The following is a 14,118-nucleotide window of genomic DNA, read 5'->3' on the forward strand; positions in this document are numbered from 1 at the left end:
TCTTAAATTTTAGATTCTCGTACGGCTCTCTTTTGCCGCCGAGTGGAAGTTATTTATATACTGTAATACCGAGAACGCGGGCATAAAAAGACCGCTCCAGGCGATTACCTGAAGCGGCAGCAAAGAAGCTTATATAAAATTTAAGCCGGTCTTACAGCAAAATGCAAAGGGAGCCCCACCCTTCCGTCCGTTCCGCTGACACAGGGCTCACATCCCGCCAGCCATGAATACTCCGGCAGGCGCGACATCAAGTTCCGAAGCATACACACCAGCATAGGGTGCAGCGCTCGGTCCTGCTCGCTGTGCATCACGTAGCTGCGCCGGAGCTTCTTCTCGAGCGCAACGCGGTGCTGAGCTATCTCCGGCAGGGCCAGCTCCATTGGCATTTCCGATAGGCAGAGCCAGAAATACCAGAGGGGAAACCAGGGTCTCCTTTTCTCGTTTGTATGACGATTATAGTTCTCGATTCGGCTCCTTATCCATTCTGTGTCCTCAGGGGAGGCGGTGCATAAAAATCTCAGCACTATAAGCGAGGTGTCGAAACATTCGCCTACACCGTCGTCATCCCAGCCGAAGCAGGTGGTTTTCAGGCGGCGCAGAGTCGCGTCGCGCATGAGCATAACCTGAGGGTTGCTGGGGGCCAGCAGGCAGAGCAGGCGCAGTATCTCCAGCTCGTACATGTTGCCGGAAAAAATTTTTGTCTTGGGGGTCTGTCCCATCAGGCTGCGGAGCTTCACCTCCTGGGGCGGTATGTAAAATAGCGGGTACAGTGCTCTCCTGCCGGCTGGGGTTACAGCTTTAGTAGGAGCCGCAGACAGTAGCTCTGCAGCGATAGCCGCTTTCTCCCCACTTGAAATCGATTCTCCCTTTATCAGCCTGTAGTCGGTTTCCACTGTGAGCCTGTAAATGCTTTTCTTTTCCATAAGTTACACCTCCATAAACAAACTAAATTATATTCGACAAGTTAGTCCAACTCTTTTTAACATTCACGCCTCTTTATGGGGTGCCGTATAACCGTCTTCCACCTCTCCGGCGAAGCTTTACGGGGGTCGCTCAAATATATCTCATGGTGCCGCCTGGTATCGTTTAGGTCATTCTCATAGCCGTTTTTAACGATATATGCGTCCATAAGCGCCACAGTCTCAGGCTCGCTGTCATATGGCCCAACATGGAGCATTTGCACACACAGTCCCTCGTCCAGCGCAAGGAGATATGCCTGGGAGCAGTCGAGCTTTTTCTTTTTCTCTGCGGCAGAAACAGCCCAGGCGAAATCGTTCTCCCCCACAAAGTCCGGCAGGCGTATCACCGAAGTCCAGGAGAAGGAGGACTTATTTGAATAATCTACACCCTTAATGCCTGGCTGATACCAAAATCCCTCCAGCGGGGGGACAACGTATTCATAAAATCCAGGTATTTTGTAGTCTGATTTATAGCTCATTTTAACGGTATACGCAACAGCATACAGCACATTCAGTGCGCGCTGATATTCGCCGCCCTCTGTATTGGGGTCGCCACAACCGTCTATGGCTATAAAATTCATTTGAGGGACGGTCACGATTTGGGGAGAGGCTTTGGGTGCATAAAGTTCCTTCTGTTCCTTTTTGAAGTCAAAAGCCATGGTTTTCCTCCTTAAATTTCTAAAAATACCTTCGGACCTGCTTCATATAGTCCAGATAATCCTGACCGAAACGCTGTATGCAGCTGCGCTCCTCAGCCCGGATTATCCAGTGTGCTGATATCTGAAAGCACAGGAGCAGCGCCAGCAGGAGCAGGGAAGCAGTCATAGCCGCACAGCCCAGGAACACCAGGAAGTAGGACATGTACATAGGGTTGCGGGAATAGCGGTACGCTCCCCGGAGGTTAATGCCGTTTTCGTCCGGGGTGCAGAAGCCGGCCACTGAGGCCGCAAGCAGTACGCTTCCGGCGCCATACAGCGCGGTGCCGCCAAGGAGCAGCGGCCCGCCTGTGAATTGCAGAAAGAATAGGGCTATGATAAGCGCGGCATTGGATAGTTGGTACACCCAATAGGCCGGTATTTCTGCGCCCGTAACTGGCGCAAAAGCCGCCGCTCGGGCCAGGGCTGGCCTGCTCAGCAGGGCCATCAGCCCGAAGCGCAGCAGAAAGAAGGGTATGAGAAGCATCGCCGCCATTTTAAACGCCCAAAAGGGGCCTTAAATATTGCCCGGTATAGCTCCCGTCTACCAGCGAGACCTCCTCCGGCGTACCCTCAGCCACTATGGTGCCGCCGCGGTTGCCCCCCTCCGGGCCCAGGTCGATAATATGGTCGGCGGTCTTTATCAAATCAAGGTTATGCTCAATGACGACCACAGAGTTGCCCTTGTCCACCAGCTGCTGGAGGACCTCTATGAGCTTGTGCACGTCTGCAATGTGCAGGCCGGTGGTGGGCTCATCCAGGATATAGATGGTCTTGCCGGTTGGGCGGCGGGAGAGCTCTGTCGCAAGCTTTACACGCTGTGCCTCGCCTCCTGAGAGGGTGGTTGCAGGCTGGCCTATCTTCACATAGCCCAGCCCTACGTCGTGGAGAGTCTGCAGCTTCCGGGCAAGCCGCGGCAGGTCCCTGAAGAAGTCCACTCCCTCCTCAACGGTCATCTCCAGCACGTCGTATATGCTCTTGCCCTTATATTTTACCTCTAAGGTCTCGCGGTTGTACCTGTGGCCCTTACATACCTCACAGGGCACGTACACATCCGGCAGGAAGTGCATCTCTATGCGGATTATGCCATCGCCCTGGCAGGCCTCGCAGCGCCCACCCTTCACGTTAAAGCTGAACCGCCCAGGCCCGAAGCCCCGCAGCTTGGCCTCCTGGGTGCTGGCATACAGGTCCCTTATGTCGTTAAAGAGCCCGGTATAGGTGGCGGGGTTTGAGCGGGGGGTGCGGCCTATAGGCGATTGGTCTATCTGTATCACCTTGTCCAGGTGCTCAAGGCCATTTATCTCTTTGTGGGCCCCGGGGAACGTATGGGCGCGGTTTAGCTCTGAAGCAAGCTTTTTGAAAAGTATCTCATTTATAAGCGAGGATTTACCCGACCCGGACACTCCTGTAATGCACACCAGCTCGCCAAGGGGCAGGCTCACTGTCACATCCCTGAGATTGTTCTGGCTGGCACCGACTATCTCAAGGAATTTTCCGTTGCCCTGGCGCCGGGTACCGGGTATCTCAACCTTTTTCTTTCCGCTGAGATACTGGCCGGTAACGGATTCCTTGCACCTCATAATCCCCTTCACCGGCCCGGAATATATTACATTGCCGCCGTGTACTCCTGCCCCCGGGCCGATGTCAACAATATAGTCGGCCTCGCGCATGGTCTCCTCGTCGTGCTCCACAACTATCACCGTGTTGCCAAGGTCCCGAAGGCGCTTTAAGGTGCCGAGGAGCTTGCTGTTGTCCCGCTGGTGCAGTCCAATGCTGGGCTCGTCCAGAATATACAGGACACCCATCAGGGAGGAGCCTATCTGCGTGGCAAGGCGTATGCGCTGGCTCTCGCCGCCGGAGAGGGTGCCGGAGGACCGGGAGAGGGTAAGGTACTCAAGGCCGACGCTCTGCAAAAATCCCAGCCGGGATTTTATCTCCTTTACAATGGGGGCGGCTATAAGCTTCTCACGCTGGGTAAGCTCCAGAGCCTGCACAAACTCCAGGGCCTCCGTAACGGACTTGTCGCAGAAGTCGGCAATATTGACCCCGCCCACAGTTACCGCTAGGCTCTCCGGGGAAAGGCGCTTGCCGTGGCACTCGTCGCAGGGGACGGCATTCATATAGGTCTCTATCTCGGCCTTTATCCAGTTGGAGGAGGTCTCCTTATACCGGCGCTCCAGGTTGTTGATAACCCCCTCAAAGGCCGCTTTATAAGAACTCCCCTTGCCGTACTCGCCCATGCGGGTCAGCTTTATCTGCTCACCCTTTGTGCCGTACAGAAGTATATCCACTATCTCCTTTGGCAGCTCCCCAATAGGGGTGTCAAGGGAAAATTTGTAGTGCTCGGAAAGGCCCTGCATGTACATGGTGGCGATAGTGCTGCCCTCCATGGCCCAGCCGCTGGCCTTGAGCCCGCCCTTGCGTATGGAGAGCTTTTTGTCGGGGATTATCAGCGCCGGGTCGATTCGCATGAAAACTCCAAGGCCGGTACATTTTTTACAGGCCCCGAAGGGATTATTGAAGGAAAACATCCTGGGGGTGAGCTCGTCCACGCTGACGCCGTGCTCAGGGCAGGCGTAGTTCTGGGAGAAGGTGATATCCTCGCCGTCTATTACGTTCACTATCACCATTCCCCCGGTAAGCCCTGAGGCCACTTCAATGGAGTCCGCAAGGCGGGAGCGGATATCCTCATGGACAACCAGGCGGTCCACCACTATCTCGATATTGTGCTTTTGATTCTTGTTAAGCTGCATGGGCTCGCCCAGGTCATAGAGAAGGCCGTCCACCCTTGCACGCACGAAGCCGCCCCTTCTGGCGGCGTCGAACTCCTTCACATGCTCGCCCTTTCGCCCGCGCACCACCGGGGCCAGCACCTGCAGCTTTGTCTTCTCAGGCAACGCCAGCACCTGGTCCACAATCTGGTCGATGGTCTGCTGCTTAATCTCCCTGCCGCAGATGGGGCAGTGGGGGATGCCTATTCTGGCGTACAAAAGCCGCAGGTAGTCGTATATCTCCGTCACCGTGCCCACAGTGGAGCGGGGGTTTTTGGAGGTGGTCTTCTGGTCGATGGAAATGGCCGGGGACAGGCCGTCTATCTTGTCCACATCCGGCTTCTCCATCTGCCCTAAGAACATTCTCGCGTAGGACGAGAGGCTCTCCACGTACCGCCGCTGGCCCTCAGCGTAAATGGTGTCAAAGGCCAGGGAGGACTTTCCCGACCCGGACAGGCCTGTGAGGACCACCAGCTTGTCCCGGGGGATAGTTACGTCTATGTTTTTCAGGTTGTGCTCCCGGGCGCCGAAAACTTCTATTTTGTCAAGGCTCATCTTTTTTCTTCCTCCAATTCATCTATTAGTCGTTCCCGAATCCATTAAACCACGCCCGTTTCTCAAAGGCCAGCTTCTTCGGCCCTGCTCCCGGTTCCCGGGCAGCCTTTCCCACAGGCAGCAGGCACACTATGCGGTACTCCTCCGGCACGTCCAGAATCTCAGCGAGCTTTAAGTCTATCCTGTCCAGGTCCGTGATATGCCCCTCATACCAGCAGCTCTCATATCCCAGGGCTTTTATTGCCAGCAGCATGTTCTCGATAGCCGCCGAGTAGTCCTGCACGCTGTAGCACCGGTCCCTATAGGCAATTATCTCCCGGGCGAGCACCAATATGGCGGCAGGGGCGGTCTCGGCTATAGGCGGATTTATGGCCGCCTTGAGCTTTCGGAGCAGCTCCGGGTCGTCCACAGCGATAAGGCTTGTGGTCTGTTTGTTGCACCCCGAGGGCGCTGCCAGCCCCGCCTCCATTATACTTCGCAAATCCTCCCGGGGGACGGGAGTGTTCTCGTAGGGGCCGCGGTAGCTTCTGCGGCTCTGTATCAGCTCAAGAATGTCCATTTTTATATCTTCCTTTCCCTTATTCTACCTCTGATGTCCGCAAATCGGAGCTCTGCCAATCTTTGCAGCAGCGCCATCTCAACCGTACCGGGAGCTATGAACCGCAGGGCAGTGCGGCACACATCATCAAACTTCCTGCAAAACACAGTTTTTTCTGTACCACCGGGGCAGGAGCCGCAATGTCCGCAGACATCCACGTGTTTCCAGCAGAGCTCCTTTTCTCCCTGGGATAAGGGCGCATCCTCATACCATGTGGAGCCGCTGTCGTCGGTCCAGACTGTTATTGGGGCAAGCGCTGCCTCGTCCCCTGTTCCATTGATAAGCAGATAAAATACAGGCTCTCCGAAGTAGAGTGCCGCCCAGTAATACTGCCCAGCCCAATAGCCGCCAGCCCTCTCGAAAGCGGCTCCTTCCATGCGCAGGAAAGCCAGAAATTGCAGCACTCTCTCCCGGGCCTCCTCAGAAAAGGTCTCACTGACAAGCGTTTCCGGGGAAATATAGCGTCCCCGGTACTCCTTTTTCGCCGTCTGGGTATGCTCCAGTACAAACGCTGTCTTCTGCCGGGTATATTCGTCCCTGTCATGCTCATATTGCTTCCATAGCTCCAGCTTCAGCCCCTCATACTCCTTTGCTATATCCGGGTGCTCATTGAGATAGTCTCTAAAATACAGCTCGTCATGGTCCCCCATGAGCCGCAGGTGCAGGTGGAACACCCGCTGGGCAAATCCCTCGGGCGTGTAGCCCTTGTTGAAGTCAACACGACTTCCGCCCTGAGACGTGCAGATATACCCCTCCGCTTTCAGCGCACCTGCCGCGTTGTCCAGCGCCGCCATATTCGGGGTCTCTATCAGAATGTCAATAATGGGCTTTGCCCATATGCCCTTAATGGCAGTGCTGCCCACATGGTGCAGCAGGGTGCCGGGAGGGAGTATGCCACGCAGCACCCGCATTTTATCCTTGTACCAGTCTGCCCAGCAGTCCTGATGCTCAGTCAAGAATATGGGGAACAGCTCCCACAGCTCCTCCAGGGGCATCTCACTAAGCGGTTTTCCCATAGTTAATCCCCTCTTTTTCTGGCGGATACCGCCACCCACGCCGGGGCGAAGCCACATTGGCAGGCTATGTTCTGCGAATGTATATTGCTAAGGCTTGTCCCGTAAAAAGGCACGGCCCCACGCTTCTGGACATCATGGCAGAGCCCCCGCACCAGCAGCGTCCCCAGCCCGCGCCCCCGGTACTCCGGCAGCACGTCTATGCCGGCCTGCCACATCCCGGGCGCGTCGGCAGAAGCTCCTGCCATCCCAACAATTTTCCCGCCGTCCACGGCGGCAAGCGCCAAAACATCCAGCCTTTTGGGGTTGTAATCATCCTGCAGGGCGTTGGGCCAGTCGGAGTTGGGGTATAGCTCCACAATCCCGCCGCGCTCAAGCAGCCGGAACTCAAGGCCCTCCGGCGGGCTCACAGGGCCGAAGCTACCGGCCGGCAGATAGCAGTGGAAGGTTTGGGTAAGCTGCCAGCCGTAAGGCCCAAGTATTTTTGACAGCGTCAAGAGCCGCGGGAATTCCAGCAGCCAGTGTGGGTGCTCCACGTCTTTTATCCACTCATCCAGCTCCGGGCGCAGGACTTCATCAGCCATAATGACCGCCGCGTGGCCCACAGCCGCCAGCTCAAAGAAGGGCATTTCGTCCGAGTAGACCCGCCGTCCCGGGTTCAGTGCCGGAGAGGTAAAGGTAATGCCGGGCCTTATAAAGTCCTCCAGCCTTGCGTTATAGTCTGTGGCAAGCTGTTTGATACCTAAGGACAAAGCCTCTCTTTTATTCATGTATTTTATCCCCTTTCCCGACTCACAGATATTTCCTGCACCTCTCAGCCAGCTCCCCGGACTTTAGCCACTCCCTAAGGATGACAAGCCCACGCTCATTGCGGGGACAGGGCAGCCATAGGTGCAGATAGCCGCTCTCGCTGTACTTATCCTTTACATGTTCGATTGTCCGAAGGATATGCTCCTCGTCGCTCCACTGGGGCCAATGGGCTTTGCTGTACTCTATCATGCGGCGCACAACCCGCTCTGGGTCCAGGTCACGGTCGGCCTCGCTGACAATGCGCCCATAGATATTCCGGGGAGGCTCCTGGCGGGAAGCCCGGTGGTCCTCCACGGCCTGGCGCATGACAAGCCGCTGCTCGGGGGTAAACCAGCGCTCCAGCTCCCTATCCTCCCACAGCCATTGCCCGGAGACGGCTTCATGGTGCTCCCGGCTGACCCGGATACCCACGTCATGATAGGCAGCCACAGTATAGACCATGTTGGAGTCAACATCCAGCCCGTCCAGCAGGGCAAGGCTGTTTTCTAAAACTATCCGCACATGTTCGGGCCCGTGGGCCGGAGTCATGGGCCTCATAAAGGGGCAGGATGTTCTGCTCAATATACTCCTGCAGCTCCGGGATGACTTCCCATACGCTTCTTCCTTCTGCCCTTTCCACTACCCCTTCCTCCTCCTTGGCAGGGGCGCGTGCCCCGCGCTCCCGGTCTCAAGTTCCTTTATCTTGTCCCTGAGGTAGGCCGCGTGCTCGAACTCCAAGAGCTTCGCCGCCGCCTTCATCTCCTTCTGATAACGCTCTATCAGCTCCCTGCGCTCGGCGGGGGTATAGTGCTTCTTTTTCTTTTTGCCGTCGTCCTTATGGGTGGAAATCTCAAGAATCTCAGCCACGTCTTTCTTGATGGTCTTGGGCACGACGCCGTGGTCAAGGTTATATTTCTCCTGTATGGCCCGCCTGCGCTCGGTCTCAGTTATGGCGTACTCCATGGAGGGCGTGACGCTGTCGGCGTACATTATCACCTGGCCTTCGGCGTTGCGGGCGGCGCGTCCGATGGTCTGTATCAGGCTCCTGCCGCTTCTCAGGAAGCCTTCTTTGTCCGCGTCCAGTATGGCGACCAGGGTGACCTCGGGCAAATCCAGGCCCTCCCTCAAAAGGTTTATGCCCACCAGCACATCGAACTCCCCAAGGCGCAAATCCCTTATTATCTCCATGCGCTCCACGGTGTCTATATCGTGGTGCATATACCTCACTTTTATGCCGTAATTCTCAAGATAACTTGTAAGGTCCTCAGCCATCTTCTTTGTCAGCGTGGTGACAAGTACCCTCTCCTGCTTCTCCACCCGCAGGTTTATCTCTGAGATAAGGTCGTCTATCTGCCCTTCGGTGGGCTTTACAGTTACCTTGGGGTCCAGGAGCCCTGTGGGCCTTATGACCTGCTCCACAACCTGGGTGGACTTGTCCAGCTCAAGGTCTCCCGGAGTGGCGCTGACAAATATGGCCTGGTTTATATGCCCATAGAACTCATCAAAGTTCAGGGGCCGGTTGTCATAGGCAGAGGGCAGGCGGAAGCCGTAGTCCACCAGCATCTGTTTCCTGGCGTGGTCGCCGCCGAACATGCCCCGCACCTGGGGCAGGGTAACATGGCTCTCGTCTACGAACATAAGGTAGTCGTCAGGGAAATAGTCCAGCAGGGTGAAGGGGGCGCTGCCCGCCTCCCTGCCAGAGAGCACCCTGGAATAGTTCTCTATACCCTTGCAGAAGCCTATCTCCGAGAGCATCTCTATGTCGTGGCGCGTGCGCTCGCTGATACGCTGGGCCTCTATGAGCTTGCCCTGCTCCTTAAACATGGCGGCCTGCTTCTCCATCTCATCATAGATGCTGGCGATGGCGGTCTTCATCTTGTCTCCCGGCACGATATAGTGGGAGGCCGGGTAAATCCCCACGTGCTTCAGCTCGCCGGTGACCTCTCCGGTCAGCGGCAGGAACTCCCTTATCCGCTCTATCTCATCCCCAAAGAACTCTACCCGCACGGCCTTCTCGCTGGACTCGGCGGGGAATATCTCAACTACGTCCCCGCGGACCCGGAACTTGTTGCGTATAAAGTTTACGTCGTTGCGCTCATACTGGAGCTCAACCAGCTTTCTTAAAAGGTCGTCCCGGTTTTTCTCCATGCCCGGGCGCAGGGATATGACCATAGTTCTGTAGTCGATAGGGTCGCCGAGGCTGTATATGCACGAGACAGAGGCCACGATTATAACGTCCCTGCGCTCGGAAAGGGCGCAGGTGGCGCTGTGACGGAGCTTGTCTATCTCGTCATTTATTGCACTGTCCTTCTCAATATAGGTGTCCGTCTGTACAATATACGCCTCCGGCTGATAGTAGTCGTAGTAGGAGACGAAATATTCCACTGCGTTTTCGGGAAAGAACTCACGGAACTCCGAGCAGAGCTGCGCCGCCAGGGTCTTGTTATGGGCCAGTATCAGCGTGGGGCGGTTGAGCCGCGCTATCACGTTCGCCATAGTAAATGTCTTGCCCGAGCCGGTGACGCCCAGCAGGGTCTGCTCCTTCATTCCCGAGCTGACTCCCCGCACAAGCTGGTCTATGGCCTCCGGCTGGTCTCCGGTAGGCTGGAATTTGGATGAAAGCTTGAAGTCCATTTTCAGTGCCCTCCTTTTAGTTTCCGGCGCCCAGGCCGGCTTTTGCCAAGTAGTCTGTCAACTCCCTGGTTCCAGCTATCCCGCTGCGCCACTGGGCCAGGGCGTCGTCAGCCATGGCATGGAGTATTCCGCTCTCGGAGAAAGAGAAATACCCGCCGTCTGTCAGTATTATATGGTCTTTAAGCCGGACCTGTATGCAGTCCAGGGCCAGCACCAGGTGCTTGGTGGTCAGGATATCCTGCTTTGAGGGCTCGGCGCTACCGCTTATGTGGTTATGAGCCAATATGAAGCTGTCGGCGTCGTAGTCTATACATAGGCGCACCAGCCTGCGCACATAGAGGGGCACCGCGTTTACCGCCCCTTCGCAGACGATACCCCTGTAGATGACCCTGCTGCCGGTATCCAGCAGGACAGCGCCTACGGCCTCAACCCTCTGGCCGAGGAAAAGCGGCTGGAACAGCTCCACTGCCGTGCGCCTGTCCCCAACCCTCTTTACACTGTCTGTCTCCTCGTCAAGGCAGGCCCGGGCCAGCTCCAAAGTCAGGCGCAGGTGCCTGGCAGTATCCGGATCCATGCCAGGTGCGGAGGCTATGGCTTCTTCGGGAGCAGATAGTATATTTTTGAGGCTCCCCCAGGTGTTCCACATAAACTGTGCGGCCTTTTCAGCCTGGTCACCGGGCATCCTGCCTTCCAGGACCTCCCTGAGCAGCTGTATCCTTCGGGTTTCTCTTGGGCCGGGCCTCTTCTTCCTTGCGGCCATGGGGTAGGCCTCCTCTCTGTAGTAACAATATCATATCAAACGTATGTTTCTTTGTCAAGCCCTATATCTTCTGTATTATAATCAAATATAAAGGGAAAAGCAACGCAATATTTCCTCAAAAAATTTTGGGAGAAATATTGCGTTCACATCTTCCATTTTTTATCGGTATAGAGTATAATTGTCTATAATCATGTACTATATGTAAAAGGAGCAATGTACCTATGAATACCTCAAGCCCCCATATGACCCTTCGGCAGCTGATATCCGTGCTTCTGTGCTGCCTGCTGGTAACAGGCTGTATGGGCCTTACTGCCGTTGCGGACGAGACCCCTGCCCGGCCAGAAGCAGAGACAGAGACCGCCGCTGGGAATACGGAAGAAGCGGAGCCGGACATGTATACGGCTGATAACGAGCCCGCTGTGGACGACACTGAAGAACCGCCGGAGTGCGGTCTTGTTTCGGTGACTTTTGACTTTGGGGATTTTGGCATGGAAATCCAGTCCGTGCTCCCCGGTGAGAAGCCTGAGAGCGTTCCCGGCATTCCTGAGGAACACGCCTGGCAGGGATATGTTATTACCGGCTGGCTCAATGAGGTCGGCGAGCCGGCAGAGCCTGCTGAGACGGCTGTTTCCGATGATACCGTGTATACCGCGTGTCTTGAGCGCAGTGTGGCTGCCCTGCTTAACACGGACGAGCATAAGGCCTATATAAACGGCTGCTCCCCTGAGATTTTTAATCCCCAGGGAAGTCTGACCCGGGCAGAGGCGGCTACGCTGTTCAGCAACCTTCTGCGGATAAAGGACTTTGAGCATAGCGCCAGCTTTAAGGACGTGAAGCCCACCGACTGGTTTGCGGACTCTGTGGGAAGGGTGAACGCTCTGGGTATTGCCACCGGCTCTGCAGAGAGCGGCTTCCGCCCCAACGCCAAGATAACCCGGGCGGAATTTGTGCGCATGGCGGCGTCATGCGACAGCCTGGAGGAGGGGGACTGTCCGTTTACGGATGTGTCTGAAAAGAACTGGGCCAGGCCCTATATAGTGTCCGCATACGCTAAGGGCTGGATACACGGCGGCGCCGACGGCATGTTCCACCCCAATGATAATATCTCAAGAGCTCAGGCCGTTACCATACTCAACAGTATGCTGGGCCGCCAGCCTGACGAAAACATCGAGGAGCTGGAGGGCACCAGGGAGTTCTGCGATGTGTTCCCGGGAAACTGGGCCTATGGCAATATTATCGAGGCCTCTACGGACCATGAGTTTACCGGCACCGAGGAGGGCGGCGAGCAGTGGACAGACTATACCCGCTATGAGTCCACAGATAAGCGCGGGTGGCTTAGCCTGAACGGAACAAAATATTATATCGGTTCAGACGGAAAGTGCCTTAGGGGAGTGCAGACTATCGGCGGGGTAAAATACCGCTTTGACTCCACCGGGGCTGCGGCTACCGGCTTCTTCAAGGACGGCAGCTGGACGCGGTATTATAAAAACGGCCTGATAGTTGAGGACATCTCGAATCTGGGCGTCGTCAAGGGGCCATACTATATCAAGGTCTATAAGCCCGCGAATTATCTGATTATTTTCGCAAAGGACAGCGCGGGAAACTATACGATACCTGTACGCTCCATGCTGGTCTCCTGCGGCAATCCTACGCCCACCGGCAACTTCTATACCCCGGACCGCTACCGCTGGCTGGAGATGGTGGGGGGCAGCTGGGCCCAGTGGTGCACCCAGATTATGGGCAATTACCTGTTCCACTCGGTGCCCAACGACCTGAGGAATAATTATACCATGTGGTCCGGCGAGTTCAACAACCTGGGCACCACCAGGTCCCTTGGCTGCATCCGCCTCAACTGCGAGGACGCTAAATGGATATACGACAACTGCGCGCTGGGCACCCATGTATACATCTCCCCCAGCGAGACCTCCGGCCCCTTAAAGAAGCCCGCCGGGCTGAAGATTCCCTCCTGGCACACCTGGGACCCAACTGACCCCACGGCAAAATATCTTTGCAAACGGAACGGCTGCCATTGAACGCAAAGTGAAAAGACAAAGAGCGGGATAAAAGGAAAATCCGCGCAAATAATATCCCCGTGAAAGCCGTCCAAAAAGGGTCGCGGGGAATGGGAAGTGGCCAATTGGCACGGCCTGGAAAATTTTGCGCGAAAGGAAGTTTTTATATGAAAGCTACTGGTATAGTCCGGCGTATCGACGACCTCGGGCGGGTAGTCATCCCCAAGGAGATTCGCCGCACCCTGAAGATTCGTGAGGGTATGCCCATGGAAATCTTCACCGACGTGTCGGGAGAGGTCATACTCAAGAAGTACTCCCCGGTGGGGGAGATGTCCCAGCTGGCCCAGTCGTATGCCGAGGCCCTTGTAAACCTGACGGGGCTTGGCGCCGCGGTCTGCGATACGGAGCAGGTGATAGCCGTGGCAGGGCCGGTGAAGAAGGACCTGCTGCATAAGCAGGTGTCTGTGCAGATGGAGGAGCTGGTGCAGGGGCGAAGGAGCTTTGTCACCAACGGCGAGAGCACAGTGCTTGCGGCACAGGGCTTTCCGGCGGCGGCACTGACGGTGTTCCCGGTGGTGTCCTCCGGGGACCCGATGGGCGCGGTAATGCTCATTAAAGGGGAAAAGAGCTCGCCCAAAATAGGCGGCGAGGCCGTGGAGAGCGCCAAAGCGGCGGCAATGTTCCTTTCAAGGCAGCTTGAGTCGTAAAAACTTGTGCAAAACCTTGAAAAAACCCTTGATTTTCCCGGGATTGGGTGCTATAATCATGGTATAGTGTAAGTAGACTGAGAGAGTGGGGCGACCCGCTCTTTCGTTTGTTATAACGGAAAGGCGGGCGGATATGAGCGGTAAGGTCGGAGTGGCGGGGCGCGTGTATGAGCTCTGCGAGCCCATAGCCCTGGAACTGGGGCTGAAGGTCTGGGACGTGCAGTATCAGAAGGAGGGCGCGGAGTGGGTGCTGCGCATATATATTGACAAAGAGGGCGGCGTGGGCATAGACGACTGCGTGAATATGAGCCGCGCCATTGACCCGGTGCTGGACGAGACCGACCCGGTGCCCCAGGAGTATGTGCTGGAGGTGTCCTCCTCAGGCCTCAACAGGAAGCTGACAAGGCCTGAGCACTTTGAAGCCTATATGGAGGAGCCAGTGAGGGCCCGGCTCATACGCCCCCTGGAGGACGGCACAAAGGAGCTTGAGGGTCTGCTTATAGGCTATGAGGACGGCAGGGTGGAGCTTCAGCTGGATGAGGAGACCAGCGTGACCTTGGAGAAGAAGGAGCTTGCCTGGGTCTGCGCGCTGGATGATATTGAGACGGAAGATACGGAATAATAT

Annotated in this window: 13 protein-coding genes; 3 read left to right on the forward strand and 10 right to left on the reverse strand. The window is 56.1% G+C overall.

The genetic code is table 11. From position 1 onward, the window contains the following. Positions 1–140: 140 nt before the first annotated feature. The 10 genes from D5270_RS12815 to D5270_RS12860 all read right to left on the reverse strand — a co-directional run bounded on the left by D5270_RS12815 (position 141) and on the right by D5270_RS12860 (position 10,774). The gene (locus tag D5270_RS12815; RefSeq protein ID WP_166544474.1) at positions 141–923 is read right to left on the reverse strand and encodes a hypothetical protein; all 783 of its coding nucleotides are present in this window, start codon (positions 921–923) and stop codon (positions 141–143) included. A gap of 56 nt (positions 924–979) precedes the next feature. Beyond that, complete coding sequence (locus D5270_RS12820) at positions 980–1,618, reverse strand: GyrI-like domain-containing protein (RefSeq protein ID WP_166544475.1); 639 nt, start codon at positions 1,616–1,618, stop codon at positions 980–982. 19 nt (positions 1,619–1,637) lie between these two features. Beyond that, the gene (locus D5270_RS12825) at positions 1,638–2,150 is read right to left on the reverse strand and encodes a methyltransferase family protein (protein ID WP_166544476.1); all 513 of its coding nucleotides are present in this window, start codon (positions 2,148–2,150) and stop codon (positions 1,638–1,640) included. 1 nt (position 2,151) lies between these two features. Further along, positions 2,152–4,980, reverse strand: coding sequence for an excinuclease ABC subunit UvrA (gene uvrA / locus D5270_RS12830; protein ID WP_166544477.1), 2,829 nt, complete (start codon positions 4,978–4,980; stop codon positions 2,152–2,154). A 25-nt stretch (positions 4,981–5,005) separates the two neighbouring features. Further along, a complete protein-coding gene (locus tag D5270_RS12835) occupies positions 5,006–5,539 on the reverse strand; it encodes a nitroreductase family protein (RefSeq protein ID WP_166544478.1) in 534 nt (177 codons plus the stop codon). 2 nt (positions 5,540–5,541) lie between these two features. After that, the gene (locus tag D5270_RS12840) at positions 5,542–6,594 is read right to left on the reverse strand and encodes a GrpB family protein (protein WP_166544479.1); all 1,053 of its coding nucleotides are present in this window, start codon (positions 6,592–6,594) and stop codon (positions 5,542–5,544) included. A 2-nt stretch (positions 6,595–6,596) separates the two neighbouring features. Next, entirely contained in the window at positions 6,597–7,361 is a 765-nt protein-coding gene (locus D5270_RS12845) for a GNAT family N-acetyltransferase (protein WP_166544480.1), read from the reverse strand. Between the two features lie 22 nt (positions 7,362–7,383). Beyond that, positions 7,384–7,938 carry a phosphohydrolase gene (locus D5270_RS12850; RefSeq protein ID WP_166544481.1) on the reverse strand — a complete coding sequence of 185 codons (555 nt, stop codon included), beginning with the start codon at positions 7,936–7,938 and terminating at the stop codon, positions 7,384–7,386. 81 nt (positions 7,939–8,019) lie between these two features. Continuing rightward, positions 8,020–10,014, reverse strand: coding sequence for an excinuclease ABC subunit UvrB (gene uvrB, locus D5270_RS12855; RefSeq protein ID WP_166544482.1), 1,995 nt, complete (start codon positions 10,012–10,014; stop codon positions 8,020–8,022). A gap of 16 nt (positions 10,015–10,030) precedes the next feature. Next, entirely contained in the window at positions 10,031–10,774 is a 744-nt protein-coding gene (locus D5270_RS12860) for a JAB domain-containing protein (RefSeq protein ID WP_166544483.1), read from the reverse strand. 221 nt (positions 10,775–10,995) lie between these two features. Here D5270_RS12860 and D5270_RS12865 point away from each other — a divergent pair, with 221 nt between their 5' ends. The 3 genes from D5270_RS12865 (at position 10,996) to rimP (ending at position 14,115) form a co-directional block, all read left to right on the forward strand. Further along, positions 10,996–12,807 (forward strand): S-layer homology domain-containing protein, encoded by a 1,812-nt coding sequence (locus D5270_RS12865; protein WP_166544484.1) that lies wholly within the window; start codon positions 10,996–10,998, stop codon positions 12,805–12,807. A 146-nt stretch (positions 12,808–12,953) separates the two neighbouring features. Then, on the forward strand, positions 12,954–13,493 hold the full coding sequence (locus D5270_RS12870) for a stage V sporulation T C-terminal domain-containing protein (RefSeq protein ID WP_166544485.1): 540 nt from the start codon (positions 12,954–12,956) through the stop codon (positions 13,491–13,493). Between the two features lie 133 nt (positions 13,494–13,626). Continuing rightward, complete coding sequence (gene rimP / locus D5270_RS12875) at positions 13,627–14,115, forward strand: ribosome maturation factor RimP (RefSeq protein WP_166544486.1); 489 nt, start codon at positions 13,627–13,629, stop codon at positions 14,113–14,115. Positions 14,116–14,118 lie beyond the last annotated feature (3 nt).

Source organism: Acutalibacter sp. 1XD8-36, assembly GCF_009917525.1.
Lineage (GTDB): Bacteria > Bacillota > Clostridia > Oscillospirales > Acutalibacteraceae > Acutalibacter.